This window comes from Citrobacter sp. 172116965 (genome assembly GCF_013458095.1).
Classification (GTDB): Bacteria; Pseudomonadota; Gammaproteobacteria; order Enterobacterales; family Enterobacteriaceae; genus Citrobacter; species Citrobacter braakii.
The window spans coordinates 1,190,959-1,208,571 of sequence record NZ_CP046673.1 but is presented as its reverse complement, the minus strand read 5'-3'; the positions used below and the strand labels follow the sequence as shown (position 1 = coordinate 1,208,571).

The following is a 17,613-nucleotide window of genomic DNA, read 5'->3' as shown; positions in this document are numbered from 1 at the left end:
ATGACACAAATTGTTGCAGTTGCGCCATATCGGTTAACACGATGAACCGCTTTTCAGAATAGACAATCAGCCCCTGCGTTTGGCCAGGGGCTGTGATGAGGGATTAAAACGCGAAGCAGGAGCAGCCAAGCGCGCCCCAGAAAGCCCGGTCATCTGACACCGGAATTGCCGATTTACGCGCTATATCATGCTGATGACCGTGTACGCCGCAGCTGCCGCAGCACTGGTGCATCTGCACCATTGCGCCAATTTTCGCCGCAGCAGGCGGCGCTGAGCGATAGTGCCCCGGCACTTTTACCACCGGCGACCAGTCAGGTACAACCGGGATGGCCGGCGGCGCCAGCGGAGTGAAATGCCCGGCCGCATACACCACTTTGCCATCGACAATGGTCATTACCGACTCTATGCCTTTGATCTCCTCTTCCGGCACACTGAAGTAATCTTTAGACAGCACCACCAGGTCGGCCAGTTGGTCTTTCTCGATGCGCCCTTTCTTACCCTGTTCGCTGGAGAACCAGGCGCTACCGGCGGTCCACAATTCCAGCGCCACATCGCGCGGCAGGCGATTGTTATCATCGTACATCGCCATCCCTCCCACAGTACGTCCCGAAACCAGCCAGTAGAGCGCTGTCCACGGGTTGTAGCTGGCCACGCGGGTGGCATCAGTCCCCAGCCCTACCGGAACTTCAGCCGCCAGCATTTTCGCCACCGGCGGGGTATGTTTGACCGCATCTTTGCCGTAGCGATCGACAAAATATTCGCCCTGGAACGCCATACGGTGCTGAACAGCGATCCCGCCCCCCAGCGCTTTTACACGCTCGATATTCCGTTCGGTAATCGTTTCAGCGTGATCGAAGAACCAGTGCAGGCCATTGAACGGGATATCGCGATTCACCTTCTCGAATACGTCGAGCATTCGGCTGATGGATTCATCGTAGGTGGCGTGCAGGCGGAACGGCCAGCGGTGCTCCACGAGGTGGCGCACCACGCGCTCCAGCTCATCTTCCATACCTTCCGGCAGATCCGGGCGTGGCTGGATGAAGTCTTCAAAATCCGCGGCCGAGAAGACCAGCATTTCCCCTGCCCCATTGGCACGGTAGAAGTCGGTCCCCTGCCCTGGTTTGAGCATATCGGTCCAGCGTTCAAAGTCTTCCAGTTCCTGCTGCGGACGCTGGGTAAACAAGTTGTAGGCGATGCGCACCGTCATCTGTTTGTTGGCGTGTAACTGCTCAATTATCTCGTAATCTTCCGGGTAGTTCTGAAAACCACCGCCTGCATCGATGGCGCTGGTCAGCCCGAGACGGTTCAGCTCGCGCATAAACTGCCGGGTCGAGTTGACCTGCATTTCCAGCGGCAGTTTTGGTCCTTTTGCCAGCGTCGAATAAAGGATCATGGCGTTGGGTTTGGCGATCAGCATCCCGGTTGGGTTACCGTTGCTATCACGCACAATCTCACCGCCCGCCGGGTCCGGCGTCGCCTTGGTGTAGCCGACTGCTTTCAGTGCGGCACGGTTCAGCAAAGCTCTGTCGTAGAGGTGCAGAACAAAAACTGGGGTATCCGGGGCAGCTTCATTCAGTTCTTCGAGGGTTGGCATGCGACGTTCGGCAAACTGGAATTCGCTCCAGCCGCCCACCACGCGCACCCATTGCGGCGATGGCGTTCTGTCAGCCTGCTCTTTGAGCATGCGTAGCGCGTCCGCCAGCGACGGAACGCCTTCCCAACGCAATTCCAGGTTGTAATTCAGACCGCCGCGAATGAGGTGCAGGTGCGAATCGTTCAGGCCCGGGATCACCGTATGTCCCTGCAGATCGACAACCTGCGTCCCGTCAGTGGCAAAACTCATGATGCGATCGTGGCTACCGGTCGCCAGGATCTTACCATTGGCGATCGCCACCGCCTCGACCTGCGGGTTTTGTCTTTCGAGAGTATGAATTTTTCCGTGAGTCAGAATCAGTGTGGCAGTTTGAGACATAACAATCTCCTGAGAAACCGGTCAGGCTTTTTTCAGCCATCCGGCAAACAGACGGGTTACGATGGGCATCCAGAACCAGACCACCAGCGCAACCACACAGGCATCATTGATCAGATGCAGGAGTAACGAGCCCTTCATGGCAGGCAGCACAATGCCGGTCAACCACGGCACCAGATTGGTGCTGGGAAAAATCACCAGCAGGGTTATCAGAAACTGTTTCCAGCGCCTGGGCTGACGTACATGGGGCGCGGGCGGTGTAAACCAGAACGCTGCTTCGGTGCGGATTTCAGTTTTATCCCCTTCCGCCAGCAGCGGGGCAATCTCTTCGACCAGCACGCGGCGCGTATCGGACTGGGTCCAGTTATACAGATGCTCAAGCGTGTCGAAGCGGATAATGATGTTCCACAAATTGTTGCCATCTGCAGGACGAATCACATTCGCCCCAAGATGACCGGGAAACTCGGCCGCCACTGGCATGATTTTCCCCAGCCACTGCTCATACCGCTGCGCTTGTTCAGGCAGCAGGGTGTGGGAAATCACCAACGTCACATGTTTGTTCTGCGCCATAAAGGGTTCCTTGTGGAGAGGAAACAGGCCCGCTTAGGCCACGGAAGCAATACACAAAATCATTCATGGCGCATCGAAGCGGCAAGATTGTGTATCCCCGGAAGCTGACAAAGTGAGTGACTGGGGTACGCAAACGAAGCCTACAAAGAGGCAACATGAAGGATGAGGTGTATTTAGGCTTTACGTTCCGGCGCGCCATGCACCATGGTGTAGGCGTAATCCACGCCCATACCGTAGGCGCCGCTGTGCTCACGTACCAGATCCATGACGGCGTCGTAGGTTTCTTTGCGGGACCAGTCGCGCTGGTACTCGAGAAGAACCTGTTGCCAGGTCACTGGTACGGCGCCCGCCTGTACCATGCGGTCGATAGAACGCTCATGGGCATCCACGGATGTGCCGCCGGAAGTGTCAGTTACCACATAAACTTCGTAACCCGCTTCCAGCGCCATCAGCGCCGGGAAAGTCAGGCATACTTCGGTCCACAGCGCGGAGATAATCAATTTTTTACGCCCGGTCGCTGCCACGGCTTTCACAAACGCCGCATCTTCCCAGGAGTTCATCGAGGTGCGTTCAATTGGTTTAACATCAGGATGAACCGCTAACAATTCCGGCCAGATATAACCGCTAAAACTTTTCGTTTCCACAGAAGTATAAATCACCGGAACATTGAATATTTTCCCGGCCTTCGCTAATGCCACGGTATTATTTTTCAAAGTCTGGCGGTCAATATTCGCCACACCAAATGACATTTGCGGCTGATGATCAATAAAAATAAGCGTTGAGTTTTGAGGGTCAATCAGTTCCCGAATAGACATAGCACACCTTCTTAATCAATAAGTTAAAAGGCAACGGTCTGTATCTGCCGTCAGCAGCAGGATCCTGAATCAGAAAGCTTGTTGAGTATAGCGGGAAATTTCTAACGAGTTATTAAAGAAAACTTACCATCCAGTGAAACTATTAATTTTGTGTTGCGATATATCCTAAACAACATCAAAAAAATGCGCATGGCTCATCTAATTTATTCACTGGCATTGTTTTTCTCCATTCGGTACAACAGAGGGGTTTAATTTTCAGGATATTTTCTGCTTATGCGCATCAATCTGGATGTTTTGCTAATTCTCGACGCACTTGATAAACAGGGTTCATTTGCTGCGGCGGCCGAATCGCTGTTTAAAACCCCTGCAGCACTCAGCTATATGATTCAAAAGCTGGAAAGTGATTTGAATATCGAGTTGCTTGACCGTTCCGGTCACCGAGCAAAATTTACCGACACCGGTCAGATGATGCTGGAAAAGGGACGTTTGCTGCTGAGTGCGGCAAAAGATCTCGAAAAGCAGGCGGTGCAGCTGAGTTCAGGCTGGGAAAAAGAGCTGGCGATTGCGCTGGACGACTCCTTCCCTTTCGCCTCGCTGTTGCCCATTATCGATGAATTTCACGCGCTGAATAAGCAAACCCGCCTTAACTTCACCCACCATACGCTGGCGGGCTCCTGGGAGGAGCTGACGCATAATGGAGCAGATATTATTTTGGGGGCGATTAATGAACCGCCTACGTCAGCGGCCTGGTCCTACAAAATGCTTGGCACGCTGGACAATGTGTTTGTCGTTGCGCCTGAGCATCCGCTGGCCGCAGCACCGGATGGCCTGACTAACGAACAGCTGTGCCTGCACCGGGCGATTGTCATTAGCGACAGCGCCCGCTTTTGTCATCCGTTACAAACCAATCTGATGGAGGAGCAGGCGCAGATTCGCGTTGATGATTTCCACAGTAAGGTGATGCTACTGCGGGCCGGCTTGGGCTGCGGATTTCTCCCCCGCCATATTGCTAACCCGTGGCTTGCCACGGGCGAGCTGGTGGAAAAAACGGTCATCTCATTTCGCCAAAAAGACGTGGCCTATATGGCCTGGCGCAATAACCGCGATGGATTAGCGCAGCGCTGGTGGCGGGAAACGCTGCTGGCAAGCCCGGATGTTACGCGCTTATATCAATGACCCATCCACACCGAGGCGGAAATCGCCGGCAGCGTCAGGATATCCTCGGCAAGCACGCCTTTGCCCTCCTGGTGCTGCCATTGACTGACGCTCAGTAATGGCGAGGCTGGCAGGACCACTTCACAAGCGTGGCCACGGTTAATCGCCACCAATACGCGCTGGCGGTTTAGCACGCGTACAAACACCACCACGTTATCCTCGGCGTAAATCACCTGACAACCACCATGGCGCAGCGCCTGGCTCTGGTGGCGTAATGTTGCCAGCCGCTGATACAACGCCAGCAGGTTAGCGTCCTGTTTTTCAGGCTGCCACGGGAATGGTTTGCGACAAAACGGATCGTTGTTCCCATCCAGTCCCACTTCGTCACCGTAGTAAATACAGGGCACACCAGGCCAGGTAAACAGCCACACCACCGCCAACGGTAAACGTGCGACGTCTTTACCGAGCAGAGATTTAAAACGGGCGGTATCGTGGCTGTCGAGCTGGTTGAACATCCGCAACTGCTGCTGATGCGACAAACCCGCGCGATAGTTATCCATCCACGCCATACAGGTCCGGGCGTCAATGAATTGCGGATCGTATGAAATATCGGTATTGGCGAGAAATCCCCATATCGGAAAGGTAAAACCGCGATAGTTCATGGCGGCATCTTCCGCGTCGGCCTGCAACCATTGGCGCGCGTCGCCAAAATGCTCGCCCACCACATACGCCTCTGACTGGGTCTCTTTCGCCGCCTGCGTAATTCCGGCCACGTGCTGCAGGTTGTTGTGCGCACCACCGGCCTCTCCCAGCATATGCACCACGTCAAGACGCCAGCCGTCCATACTCCACGGCGCTTTCAGCCAGTGGCGAACGATGCTGTCTTCGCCGCGATAAATTTCATTCACCAGGCTTTCAGAGGAAAAGTCCAGCTTGGGCAGGCTGGAATACCCCAGCCAGTCGAGCGCGACGCCGTCGGCTGAGAAATGATACCAGTCGCGCCAGGGGGATTGCGGATTATGGCACGCGCCATCCGTTCCCCGATTATGTCGGTCAAACCAGGCGTGTGAATCGCCGCTATGGTTAAAAACACCGTCGAGAATCAGGCGCATCCCCTGCTGTTGGGTGGTGTGACGCAGGCGCAGCAGCGCCCTGTCGCCGCCAAACTGCGGATCAACATGACGGTAATCTTCGGTATCGTATTTATGCACGCTCGGCGCGGTAAATACCGGATTCAGGTACAGCGCCGTGACGCCTAACGTTTTCAGATACGGCAGCTTTTCGCTGATGCCGTCCAAATCGCCGCCATAAAACGTGGAGCCACCGGCCTGGGCCGTAAGCGGTTCATCCCACTCGCGCCGCACAATATCGTGTCCGGCAGCGTGGTGGTAATAGACGTTATCCTGAGTCGCTTCACGCGACTGGCTGCGGGCAAAACGGTCCGGGAAAATTTGGTAAAAAATCTGATCGGCGACCCACTGCGGACCGTTATCCGGCACATCAACAGCAAACTGCTCCAGACGCGCAGGCGGAAAACGGCTGAATCCCTGCGGGGTAAACCACAGCTGACGATCGAGCCAAAGTAATTTAAAGCTATAGCGTCGACGAGGCTGTCCGCTGGAGAGATCGATCACCGCTCTCCACGCGGTCACGCCCGGTTGCGGCTGGCTGCGTTGCTTGTGCATACCCAGCGAAATCTCTTCGTTATCGTTTTCTGCGCGTAGCGTCACCCGCTGGGGTGGATTTTCCCCCGCCAGCCATAATGTAATCGTCAGTTGATCTTTGTTTTGCTTAACAAATGGGGCAACCGGAAGGTGCCAGGCGTTCAACATCACGTATCCCCTTTGATGATAATGACGTCACCTTGCCATAGCGAAGTGCAGGATCACTCATCATCTTAACGATTATTGGGGGAGGAGTGCGGGGGAGGAGAAAATTGCCGGGTAACATTAAGCTACCCGGCAAAAATATTACTGCGCTTCAGCCAGTTGGCGCTCGCGACGGCGCTTGAAAACCCAGCCGGCAAGCAGCAGGATAATCCACGCAAAACCGACGTATAGCGAAATGCGGGTATCCTGATGATAGCCGATAAGCGCGATGATAAAGACCAGGAAAATCAGGCCAATGACGGTCGTCACAACCCCACCCGGCACTTTAAATTTCAGCGCCTTAACCTCTTCCGGCGGCAGACGACGACGGAAGGCAATTTGTGACAGCAGGATCATAATCCACACCCATACCGTTGCGAAGGTCGCCAGAGAGGCGATCACCAGGAAGACGTTTTCCGGCATGATGTAGTTAAGATACACCGCAAACAGCAGCGCGATGGTCATCACCATCACCGTCACCCATGGCACGCCACGACGTGACGTCTTGGCGAACATTTTCGGCGCGCTGCCCTGCTCCGCCATACCATGCAGCATACGCCCCACGCCAAAGACGTCAGAGTTGATGGCCGACAGCGACGCGGTCAGGACTACGAAGTTGAGGATCCCGGCGGCAAAGGTAATCCCCATATGCTGGAACGTCAGAACGAACGGGCTACCGTCGGTGCCGACCTGATTCCACGGGTAAATAGACATGATGACGAACAGCGTCCCCACGTAAAACACGAGGATACGCATCGGTACGGAATTGATGGCGCGCGGAATAGATTTTTCCGGGTCTTTGGCTTCGCCAGCGGTAATCCCAATAATCTCAATCCCGCCGTAGGCGAACATCACCATTTGTAGCGACATCACCATGCCGAGCCAGCCGTTGCTGAAGAAACCGCCGTTGCTCCACAGATTATGGATACCGGTAGGCTGTCCGCCGTTACCAATCCCCCAAATGATGATGCCAAAACCGGCGACAATCATGATGATAATGGTGGCGACTTTAAAGAACGAGAACCAAAATTCCAGCTCGCCAAACACCTTCACGCTCATCAGATTGATGGCGCAGATAATCAATACCACGCTGAGTACCCAAATCCAGTGCGGTACGGCCGGGAACCAGACGCCCATGTAAATACCAAAGGCAGTCACATCGGCAATGGCGACAATCAGGATTTCAAAACAGTAGGTCCAGCCGGTTATGTAGCCTGCCAGCGGTCCGAGGTTTTCCTGCGCATAGCGCGAGAAGGAGCTGGCAGCAGGGTTATGAACGGACATTTCGCCCAGCGCGCGCATAATGATATACGCCGCTACGCCGCCGATAATATAGGCCAGCAACACGCTTGGCCCCGCCATTTTAATGGCATCGGCCGAGCCGTAGAACAGCCCGGTACCAATTGCTGAACCTAATGCCATAAAGCGAATGTGCCGGGTGCTCAGCCCACGCTTTAGCTTGTTATTACTTTCCATCGATTCCTAACCTGTTAACACAATAAAAAACCACGGGGCCATGTTAATAGCCCCGTGGTTAAAACTTATTGTCAGTGATATTAGTGTGCGCTGGAGGTCACTTGTCGACCCGCTGCACGATCCCAGATAACTGCCAGGACCACCATCACGACTGTTGGCATCAACCACGCCAGCCCCTGCTCCGCCAGCGGTAAACGCTGGGTCCAGGCCGGTAACACGTCGCCAATTGCAGAAGCTTTAATGCCATCAAGGATACCAAAAATCAGGCTGATAAACATCGCAGGTGCAATGACGCGGGAAGAATTATGCCACCATGAGCGGGTAAAACTTAATACAACCAGTGCGATACATGGCGGATAGATAGCCGTCAGCACCGGAATAGAGATCTGAATCAGATGGCTCAGACCCAGGTTAGAGACCACCATCGAGAAGCCGCCGAGGATAAATACCAGCGTACGATAAGACAGTGGAACGTACTGGGCAAAGAACTCTGCGCACGCGCAGGTCAGGCCAACCGCGGTGACCAGACAGGCGATGAAAATCAACGCCGCCAGCAGGAAGCTCCCTGCGCCACCAAAGGTGTGCTGAACATACGCATGCAGAATTGCCGCGCCGTTAGCAGATTGATCGACCAGAATTGCGCTATCTGAACCCAGACGGAACAGCGCGAGATACAGCAGCGTTAAGCCCACACCCGCCATCAAACCCGCCCAAACGGTATAACGGGTCAGCAGACGCGCTTCAGTAACGCCACGCGAGCGAGCGGCGTTGACGATAACAATACCAAATACCATCGCGCCCAGCGTATCCATGGTCAGATACCCGTTCACGAAGCCATTAGAAAACGCCGCAGTTTGATAGGCTTCCATCGCATTGCTGATCGGGCCTGCTGGCCAGACGATTGCGGCGACAGACAGGACCACCAGCGCCAGGATTTTCAGCGGAGCCAGGAAATTACCAACCGTATCCAGCAGTTTGCCCGGATACAGCGAAACCAGAATCACAATCGCGAAATAGACCACGCTGTAGATAAGCAGTGGCAGAGCGGAGTCACCGGTCAGCGGTGCAATCCCGACTTCGAAAGAGACCGTTGCGGTACGCGGCGTAGCAAATAACGGTCCAACAGCCAGATAGCACACGGTCGCCAGCAGCAAACCAGCGACTTTACCGATAGGCGTGCTCAGTCGATCCACACCACCACCGACTTTCGCCAGCGCGACAACGGTAAGTACCGGCAGGCCAACGGCGGTAATCAAAAAGCCAAAAGCCGCAGTCCAGACGTGTTCACCTGCCTGCAAACCAACCATTGGGGGGAAGATGATGTTACCTGCACCAACGAACAGTGCAAATGTCATAAATCCCAAAGCGATAATATCGCGCGATTTTAACTGATGGGTCATAAAGTCTTACTGCCTGTGGATGTGGTGTTGAAAATAATAAATTTTTGCCTTTCCCTGGGGGACAATACAGCGGCATTTTTGCTCAATTCCAGCGGGAAACACTCCCAGACTGGCGCGGCGAAGAATAGTTTTTCGATTTACCGCGTAAATGCAGTCGGTATGACAGCACCTGGAGCGCAATTTAAACGCTTATAACGTTTTAAAGCAAGGTGGGATCCAAAAACCAGAACAATATAGCGATATGAAAAATGGGGTTAGCACAAAACACCATTTCATGGAAAAAGGTATGGGCAATAGTTCGAACAAAAAACAACCAAACGTCGTAAAATTCAGGATGGTTATATTGACCGCATAGAAAAAGCCAGCTTGCGCTGGCTTTTGGAAAGATTATCTTACGAATGCGCCTTAACCGTTAATTTTGGCAATTAAACGTTCCGGGAGCACGAAACTAAATCGCGTCCCAACGCCTGGTTCGCTTTCGATATTCAAGCGACTGTCGTGATGATGCAGCGCATGCTTAACGATGGCCAGGCCAAGTCCGCTGCCGCCCGTTTGTCGCGATCGCGCCTTATCCACACGATAAAAACGTTCGGTTAAGCGTGGAATATGCTCGGCGGCAATGCCTGGACCGTTGTCTTCCACGCAAAACTCCGCCCCCGACGCCACATGCTGCCAGCGTACGGTAATGTGCGTTCCCGCTGGCGTATGGTTCACCGCGTTGTAGACGAGATTCGAGATAGCGCTACGCAACTGCTCCTCGTTACCCCGCACATTCAGGCTGTTATCAACATCAAAGGTAAACGTATGTTTTTGCTGGCTCAGCGTTTGCGCTTCGTGTTCGAGCACGCGCAGCATCATGGGCACATCGACCTTCTCATTCAGCAGCAGCGTCGGCGCAGCCTCAATTTTTGACAGCGTCAGCAGCTGTTTCACCAGCCCTTCCATGCGATACGTTTGTTCGCGCATGGTATGTAGCGCTTTTTCACGCGTCGTCCCTTCCAGCGGATGCTCCTGCATCATTTCCAGGTACCCTTGTAACACCGTCAGCGGCGTACGCAGTTCATGGCTGGCGTTGGCGAAAAAGTTACGTCGTGAACCTTCCAGTTGATGCATCTGGGTAACGTCGCGCGCCACCATCAGCAGTTGCTTATCGGTATAGGGCATCACGCGAATTTCCAGATGCCGTCCGGTATTGAGTACCAGATTGATCGGTCGGCTAAAATCGCGCGTTTTCAGATATTGTGTAAATTCCGGGTAGCGCAACAGGTTAAGAATATTTTGCCCGCTATCGTCCGGCCAGCGCAGTCCCAGAACCTGCTGGGCCAGTCCGTTACACCAGAAGATACCGCCTTCTTCAGTGGTCAGCACCACCGCGTCGGGTAGCGATTCCGCCCCGCTGCGAAAACGTTTAATCAGATTACCCAGTTCACGACGGCGCTTTTTGTTGCGCAGTTGCATTTGATGCAGCCCGTACAACAACGGCTCCCAACTGCCTCGCCCCGGCGGCGGCGTCATGCTTCTGTCGACCCATAGCCACCAGGACAAACGTAATAAATTCCAGAAATGCCAGATAAGCAGGCCCGTTACCGACGCCAGTAAAAACCAGGGCAGGTAACCGAAAAAAGCGCTAAGGATAAATGCCGGTATGCAGCACAGGATCAGCTCCAGTACCAACCTTTTCCATGACAATCGTTCTAGCAAACGTCTTACTCCCTATACGGCCTATTCCTTCAGGCCTTGATTCTTGTCAGTCAGAAGCGGGTTGAAAAACGATATCCCGTCCCGCGAACCGTCTGCACCATACGATCGTGTCCGCTGTGCTCCAGCGCCTTACGTAAGCGGCGGATGTGCACATCCACTGTCCGGTCTTCCACGTACACATTGGTTCCCCAGACATGATTAAGGAGTTGCTCGCGACTGTAGACACGCTCGGGATGAGTCATAAAGAAGTGCAACAGTTTGAATTCGGTCGGCCCCATATCCAGCGGATCCTCGCCGGTCATCACGCGATGCGAGGTGGGATCAAGGCTTAGCCCCTGCATCTCTATAACCTCTTCCACCGCCATCGGTGAAATACGACGCAGAACTGCTTTAATACGCGCCACCAGCTCCTTGGGAGAAAAGGGCTTGGTAATATAATCATCCGCGCCGGTTTCCAGCCCCCGGACGCGATCTTCCTCTTCCCCCCTCGCTGTCAGCATCATCACCGGGATATCCCGCGTCATCGCTTCGCGCTTGAGATGTTTAATAAACTGTAGACCCGAGCCGCCTGGAAGCATCCAGTCAAGCAGGACGAGATCCGGCCAGGGTTCATTGAGTTGGTTCACAGCACTGTCATAGTCTTCGGCTTCAACGGGTTGAAATCCGTTTTGCTCGAGCACGAAGCAGACCATTTCACGAATTGGAGCTTCATCTTCTACGACCAGAATACGTCTCGCCATGATTTGCCCTGTTTGTAATTAAATCGTTTGCCATCAATACAGTGCCATTATGCGTCAGTTTTATGACAGATTTATGAAAAGATAGTCCAGGTTTAACGCAGCCCGGCGAATTATGACAGCCCGGAGACAAGATATTCCCACTCGTGAAGGGTTATAATCCCCGCCATTGTTTTACCGTCATGGAACTCTTATGCGCATCCTTCACACGTCTGACTGGCATCTGGGCCAAAATTTCTACAGCAAGAGCCGCGCCGCCGAGCATCAGGCCTTTCTCGACTGGCTGCTGGAAACGGCACAATCCCAGCAGGTGGATGCCATTATTGTGGCAGGCGATATTTTCGATACCGGCTCACCACCTAGCTATGCCCGTGAGCTGTATAACCGTTTTGTCGTCAATCTGCAGCAAACCGGCTGTCATCTGGTGGTGCTGGCAGGCAACCACGACTCCGTCGCCACGCTCAATGAATCCCGCGATATTCTGGCGTTTCTCAACACCACGGTGGTTGCCAGCGCTGGTCATGCGCCGCAGATACTGCCGCTACGCGACGGTACACCGGGGGCGATCCTGTGTCCGGTGCCTTTTTTACGTCCGCGCGACATCATCACCAGCCAGGCCGGGCTGACAGGACAAGAAAAACAGCAGCATTTACTGGGCGCAATCACCGACTATTATCAGCAGCAGTATCAGGATGCCTGCACGCTGCGCGGCGACCACAATCTTCCCATCATTGCGACCGGGCATTTGACCACCGTCGGAGCCAGTAAAAGCGACGCCGTACGTGACATTTATATCGGTACGCTGGACGCCTTCCCGGCGCAAAACTTCCCACCGGCAGACTACATCGCGCTGGGACATATTCACCGGGCGCAGGTTATCGGCGGCACGGAACATATTCGCTACTGCGGCTCGCCGATTGCCCTCAGTTTTGACGAGTGCGGCAAAAGCAAATGTGTACATCTGGTGAGCTTTGACGCGGGGAAACTCAGCGCCGTTGAAAATCTCACCGTGCCGGTTACGCAGCAGCTTGCGGTACTGAAAGGCGATTTAGCCGCCATTACTACTCAGCTTGAGCAGTGGCGCGGCGTGCAGCAAGAGCCACCGGTGTGGCTGGATATTGAAATCACCACCGACGACTACCTGCATGATATGCAACGTAAGATCCAGGCCTTAACCGAAGATTTACCGGTGGAAGTGCTACTGGTGCGCCGCAGTCGGGAACAACGCGAACGCATTATGGCCAATGAACGACGTGAAACGTTAAGCGAGCTGAGCGTGGCAGAGGTTTTTGACCGCCGCCTGGCGCTGGAAGAACTCGAAGAACCGCAGCGTGAGCGGCTTAACCAGCTGTTTAGCGCAACCTTACAAACGCTTGCCGGGGAGGCTGAAGCATGAAAATTCTCAGCCTGCGCCTGAAAAACCTCAACTCCCTGAAGGGAGAATGGAAAGTCGATTTTACGGCAGAACCGTTTGCCAGCAACGGGTTGTTCGCCATCACCGGACCAACGGGTGCGGGGAAAACGACCCTGCTGGACGCAATTTGCCTTGCGCTGTACCACGAAACGCCGCGCCTGAATACCGTGTCACAATCGCAAAACGACCTGATGACCCGCGACACCGCGGAGTGTCTGGCCGAGGTCGAGTTTGAGGTGCGGGGCGAAGCCTACCGCGCATTCTGGAGCCAGAACCGGGCACGCAATCAGCCGGAGGGCAATCTGCAGGTCCCTCGCGTAGAGCTGGCCCGCTGCTCCGACGGTAAAATCCTCGCCGATAAGGTCAAAGATAAGCTGGAGATGACCGCCGAGCTTACCGGGCTGGATTACGGACGTTTTACCCGTTCGATGCTGCTGTCTCAGGGGCAGTTTGCCGCATTTCTCAATGCCAAACCGAAAGAACGCGCCGAGCTGCTGGAAGAGCTGACCGGCACTGAGATCTACGGCCAAATATCCGCCATGGTATTTGAAAAGCACAAATCAGCGCGTACGGAACTGGAAAAACTGCAGGCCCAGGCCAGCGGTGTTGCGCTGTTAGCGCCACAGCAATTGCAATCTCTGACAGAAAGTTTGCAGGTACTTACTGATGAAGAAAAACAATACCTTACCAGCCAACAAGCCCAGCAGCAGCACCTCAACTGGCTCATGCGGCAAAATGAGCTACAGGCGGAGATAAACCGCCACCAGCAGGCATTACAGGCTGCACTTCAGGCGCAGGAAGACGCGCAGCCGCAACTGGCGGCGCTGAGTCTGGCACTCCCGGCCAGAGCGTTACGCCCACACTGGGAGCGAATCCAGGAACAAACGGCTACGATTAACCGTACGCGACAGAAGATTCAGGAAGTGAATGCTCGCTTACAAAGCAGCTTAGCGCTGCGCGGACGTATTCGTCAGCAGGCACAAACGCAGTCGACCGCTATGCTCGCCGGACAGCAAACGTTAACCGACTGGTTGAAGGAACATGACCGCTTCCGTTTGTGGAGTAGCGAACTGGCAGGATGGAAAGCGCTGCTGGCCCAACAGTCCGACGCCAGCGCCCAACTGCGCCAGTGGCAGCAGTTGCGGGAGAACGACACGCGCAAGCTCGATGCGCTGGCGCTTCCCACGCTGACCCTTTCGGCACAACAGGTAACGGAAGCGCTGGCGCAACATGTGCAGCTTCGTCAGTTACGCCAGCGTCTGAGTAATCTGCATGGGCAAATCGCCCCGAAGCAAAAGCAACTGGCGCAGCTACGCGCCACGCTTGTGCAGCGTCAGCAGGAGCTGGCCCAGCGCAATGCGGTGCTTACAGAAAAGCGTCAGCGCTATAAAGATAAAAATCAGCAGCTTGCCGATGTGAGAATCATTTGCGAGCAGGAAGCCCGCATCAAAGATCTGGAAAGCCAGCGGGCATTATTGCAATCCGGCATGCCTTGCCCACTTTGCGGCTCCACCACGCACCCGGCGATTGAGCGCTATCAAACGCTCGAACTGAGTGTGAATCAGACACGGCGTGAAGCGCTGGAAAAAGAGGTCAAAACGCTGGCCGATGAGGGTTCAACGCTACGCGGTCAACTCGAGGCGATAACCCAGCAACTTCAGCACGATGAACGCGAAGTACAAACGCTTTCTCAGGAAGAGCAAGCACTTACTCAAGAGTGGCAGACAGTCACCGCCAGCCTCAACGTGACGCTGCAACCGCAGGATGACATCGCCCCGTGGCTTGCCGCCCAGGAAGAGCACGAGCAGCAGCTTCACCAACTGAGTCTGCGTCATACCCTGCAAGCGCAAATCACCGCACACACAGAGCAGATTACTCAGCTCCAGCAGCATATTGACCAGCGTCAGGCAACGTTAACCGCCGAGCTGGCCCGTCATGGTCTGTCCCTTCCGGCCGAGGGTGAAGTCGCCTCATGGCTGAGCGAGCGGGCGAACGAAGCGCAAATGTGGCAGCTGCGCCAGAACGAACTGACTGAATTACAGGCCCGAATCGCCCAGCTTGCGCCGGTGCTGGAAACGCTGCCTGAAACCGATGCGCTTGGTGAAAACATTGAGAATCTGTCGCTGGAAAACTGGCGGCAGGTGCACGACGATTGCCTCTCTTTACAGGGGCAGTGGCAAACCTTACAGCAGCAGGAGGCGCAGGAGGTTCAGCGCGCTGCAGAAATTCAGGCGCAGTTTGATACCGCATTGCACGCCAGCATCTTTGCCGACCGCGACGCCTTTGTTGCCGCCCTGCTGGATGAAGAGACCTTTAACCGCCTTGAACAATTGAAGCAATCACTGGAAGGCCAGCGACAGCAGGCGCAAACGCTGCTTAATCAGGCGCAGCAGGCGCTGGCGACTCATCAACAACAGCTACCAACCGGGGTGGATCTCACGCTCACCGTGCAACATCTTCACGACGCGCTGGCGCAACTCACCCAGCAGCTACGGGAGAACACCACTCGTCAGGGAGAAATTCGCCAGCAGCTCAAGCAGGATGGTGAAAACCGCCAGCAGCAGCAGGCGCTGATGCTGGAGATTGCGAAAGTCGCACAGCAGGTCGAAGACTGGGGCTATCTGAACGCGCTGATCGGCTCGAAAGAGGGAGATAAATTCCGCAAGTTTGCCCAGGGGCTGACGCTGGATAATCTGGTCTGGCTTGCCAACAACCAGTTGACCCGTCTGCACGGTCGCTATCTGTTGCAGCGCAAGGCCAGCGAAGCGCTGGAGCTGGAAGTGGTTGATACCTGGCAGGCCGATGCCGTGCGTGACACGCGTACGCTTTCCGGCGGCGAGAGCTTCCTCGTGAGTCTGGCGCTGGCGCTGGCGTTGTCCGATCTGGTCAGCCACAAAACGCGAATTGACTCCCTGTTCCTCGACGAAGGTTTCGGCACGTTGGACAGCGAAACGCTGGATACCGCCCTGGATGCGCTCGATGCGCTCAACGCCACTGGCAAAACTATTGGTGTCATCAGCCACGTTGAAGCGATGAAAGAACGCATTCCGGTACAGATCAAGGTCAAAAAAATCAACGGACTGGGCTACAGCAAACTCGATAAAATATTTGCAGTTGATGCCTGATAGCAGCTCAGCACCTGGAGGCCGGATATGCGCCAGCGCTATCCGGCACGGCACATAGCACGATCGTGAATACACAAAGACGGATATGAAATGGCATTCCACTTCGCTTATCCGCAAGCTATCTCTATTGGCGGCGAACGTTCGCCGCTATGGCGCATATCGTGCGTCTTTCTTGTTGGCAGGTGGTATGAAAAAAGTCATTTTCTCTTTAGCTCTGGGGACATTTGGGCTGGGCATGGCCGAGTTTGGCATCATGGGTGTACTCACCGAGCTGGCGCGGGACGTGGGAATTTCCATCCCTGCCGCTGGCCATATGATTTCGTTTTACGCTTTTGGCGTGGTGCTGGGCGCGCCTATTATTGCGCTCTTTTCCAACCGCTTTTCTCTCAAGCATATTCTGCTGTTTCTGGTCACGCTGTGCGTGATCGGCAACGCCATCTTCACCCTCTCCTCCTCATATTTAATGCTGGCGGTGGGCAGGCTGGTTTCCGGCTTTCCACACGGCGCTTTTTTTGGCGTTGGCGCGATTATCCTGTCGAAGCTGGCCCGTCCGGGAAAAGTCACCGCCGCCGTCGCGGGCATGGTTTCGGGTATGACCGTTGCTAATCTGATTGGCATTCCCATCGGCACCTGGCTGAGCCAGGAATTTAGCTGGCGCTACACGTTTCTGCTGATAGCCGTCTTTAATATCGCCGTGATGGTCTCGATAACTTTTTGGATACCCAACATCAGCGATGAAGCCAAAGGGAAACTGCGCGAACAATTTCACTTTTTGAAAACCCCCGCCCCGTGGCTCATCTTTTCCGCCACCATGTTTGGTAACGCCGGGGTTTTCGCCTGGTTCAGCTACGTCAAACCGTACATGATGTTCATCTCCGGCTTTTCCGAAGCGCTGATGACCTTCATCATGATGCTGGTAGGATTGGGGATGGTGTTGGGAAATCTGCTGAGCGGTCGCCTTTCTGGCCGCTATACGCCGCTGCGTATTGCGGTAATAACCGACTTTATAATTGTGCTGGCTCTGCTGCTGCTCTTTGCCTTTGGCGGGATCAAAGCCGCGTCGCTGATCTTCGCCTTTATTTGCTGCGCGGGCCTGTTTGCCCTGTCGGCGCCGCTGCAAATTTTGCTGCTGCAAAATGCTAAAGGGGGTGAGCTGCTGGGTGCGGCTGGGGGGCAAATTGCCTTTAATCTCGGCAGCGCGATTGGCGCCTGGTGCGGTGGTATGATGCTGACGCTGGGCTTTGCCTACAACTACGTGACGTTGCCGGCGGCGCTGCTGTCGTTTTCTGCAATGTCGTCGCTGCTGCTCTATGGTCGCCTGAAGCGCAGCGTATCCCGGATGACTCCCGTTGCCGGATAGCCTCTGCGCTACCCGGCAACGCG

12 protein-coding genes are annotated in these 17,613 nt (G+C 54.8%); 4 read left to right on the top strand and 8 right to left on the bottom strand.

What is annotated here, in order from left to right; genetic code table 11:
• Positions 1-103: 103 nt before the first annotated feature.
• The 3 genes from GPJ68_RS05710 to GPJ68_RS05700 form a co-directional block, all read right to left on the bottom strand.
• Positions 104-1,972: an amidohydrolase gene (locus GPJ68_RS05710; protein ID WP_104651297.1), complete on the bottom strand. Its 1,869-nt coding sequence runs from the start codon at positions 1,970-1,972 to the stop codon at positions 104-106.
• Between the two features lie 21 nt (positions 1,973-1,993).
• Positions 1,994-2,539, bottom strand: coding sequence for an antibiotic biosynthesis monooxygenase (locus GPJ68_RS05705; protein ID WP_016152022.1), 546 nt, complete (start codon positions 2,537-2,539; stop codon positions 1,994-1,996).
• Positions 2,540-2,712: 173 nt separating this feature from the next.
• Positions 2,713-3,354 carry a hydrolase gene (locus GPJ68_RS05700; RefSeq protein ID WP_047416914.1) on the bottom strand — a complete coding sequence of 214 codons (642 nt, stop codon included), beginning with the start codon at positions 3,352-3,354 and terminating at the stop codon, positions 2,713-2,715.
• A gap of 273 nt (positions 3,355-3,627) precedes the next feature.
• On the opposite strand from GPJ68_RS05700, the gene GPJ68_RS05695 reads away from it, so the two are divergent.
• Complete coding sequence (locus GPJ68_RS05695; RefSeq protein ID WP_016152020.1) at positions 3,628-4,530, top strand: LysR family transcriptional regulator; 903 nt, start codon at positions 3,628-3,630, stop codon at positions 4,528-4,530.
• Here the strand turns inward: GPJ68_RS05695 and malZ are convergent.
• The 5 genes from malZ to phoB all read right to left on the bottom strand — a co-directional run bounded on the left by malZ (position 4,524) and on the right by phoB (position 11,694).
• Complete coding sequence (gene malZ / locus GPJ68_RS05690; RefSeq protein WP_104651296.1) at positions 4,524-6,341, bottom strand: maltodextrin glucosidase; 1,818 nt, start codon at positions 6,339-6,341, stop codon at positions 4,524-4,526. The genes GPJ68_RS05695 and malZ overlap by 7 nt on opposite strands.
• A 138-nt stretch (positions 6,342-6,479) precedes the next feature.
• Complete coding sequence (gene proY, locus GPJ68_RS05685; protein ID WP_180837170.1) at positions 6,480-7,853, bottom strand: proline-specific permease ProY; 1,374 nt, start codon at positions 7,851-7,853, stop codon at positions 6,480-6,482.
• 80 nt (positions 7,854-7,933) lie between these two features.
• On the bottom strand, positions 7,934-9,253 hold the full coding sequence (gene brnQ, locus GPJ68_RS05680; protein WP_016152017.1) for a branched-chain amino acid transporter carrier protein BrnQ: 1,320 nt from the start codon (positions 9,251-9,253) through the stop codon (positions 7,934-7,936).
• Between the two features lie 405 nt (positions 9,254-9,658).
• Positions 9,659-10,954 carry a phosphate regulon sensor histidine kinase PhoR gene (phoR, locus tag GPJ68_RS05675; protein ID WP_016152016.1) on the bottom strand — a complete coding sequence of 432 codons (1,296 nt, stop codon included), beginning with the start codon at positions 10,952-10,954 and terminating at the stop codon, positions 9,659-9,661.
• Between the two features lie 50 nt (positions 10,955-11,004).
• Complete coding sequence (phoB, locus tag GPJ68_RS05670) at positions 11,005-11,694, bottom strand: phosphate response regulator transcription factor PhoB (RefSeq protein WP_003021496.1); 690 nt, start codon at positions 11,692-11,694, stop codon at positions 11,005-11,007.
• Between the two features lie 190 nt (positions 11,695-11,884).
• Between phoB and sbcD the strand changes: the two genes are divergently transcribed.
• The 3 genes from sbcD (at position 11,885) to araJ (ending at position 17,590) form a co-directional block, all read left to right on the top strand.
• Positions 11,885-13,087 (top strand): exonuclease subunit SbcD, encoded by a 1,203-nt coding sequence (gene sbcD / locus GPJ68_RS05665; protein WP_075846795.1) that lies wholly within the window; start codon positions 11,885-11,887, stop codon positions 13,085-13,087.
• A complete protein-coding gene (gene sbcC / locus GPJ68_RS05660; RefSeq protein WP_104651295.1) occupies positions 13,084-16,230 on the top strand; it encodes an exonuclease subunit SbcC in 3,147 nt (1,048 codons plus the stop codon). The genes sbcD and sbcC overlap by 4 nt, the downstream gene beginning before the upstream one ends.
• Before the next feature lie 187 nt (positions 16,231-16,417).
• Positions 16,418-17,590 (top strand): MFS transporter AraJ, encoded by a 1,173-nt coding sequence (gene araJ / locus GPJ68_RS05655; protein WP_053388997.1) that lies wholly within the window; start codon positions 16,418-16,420, stop codon positions 17,588-17,590.
• The last annotated feature ends 23 nt before the right edge of the window (positions 17,591-17,613 follow it).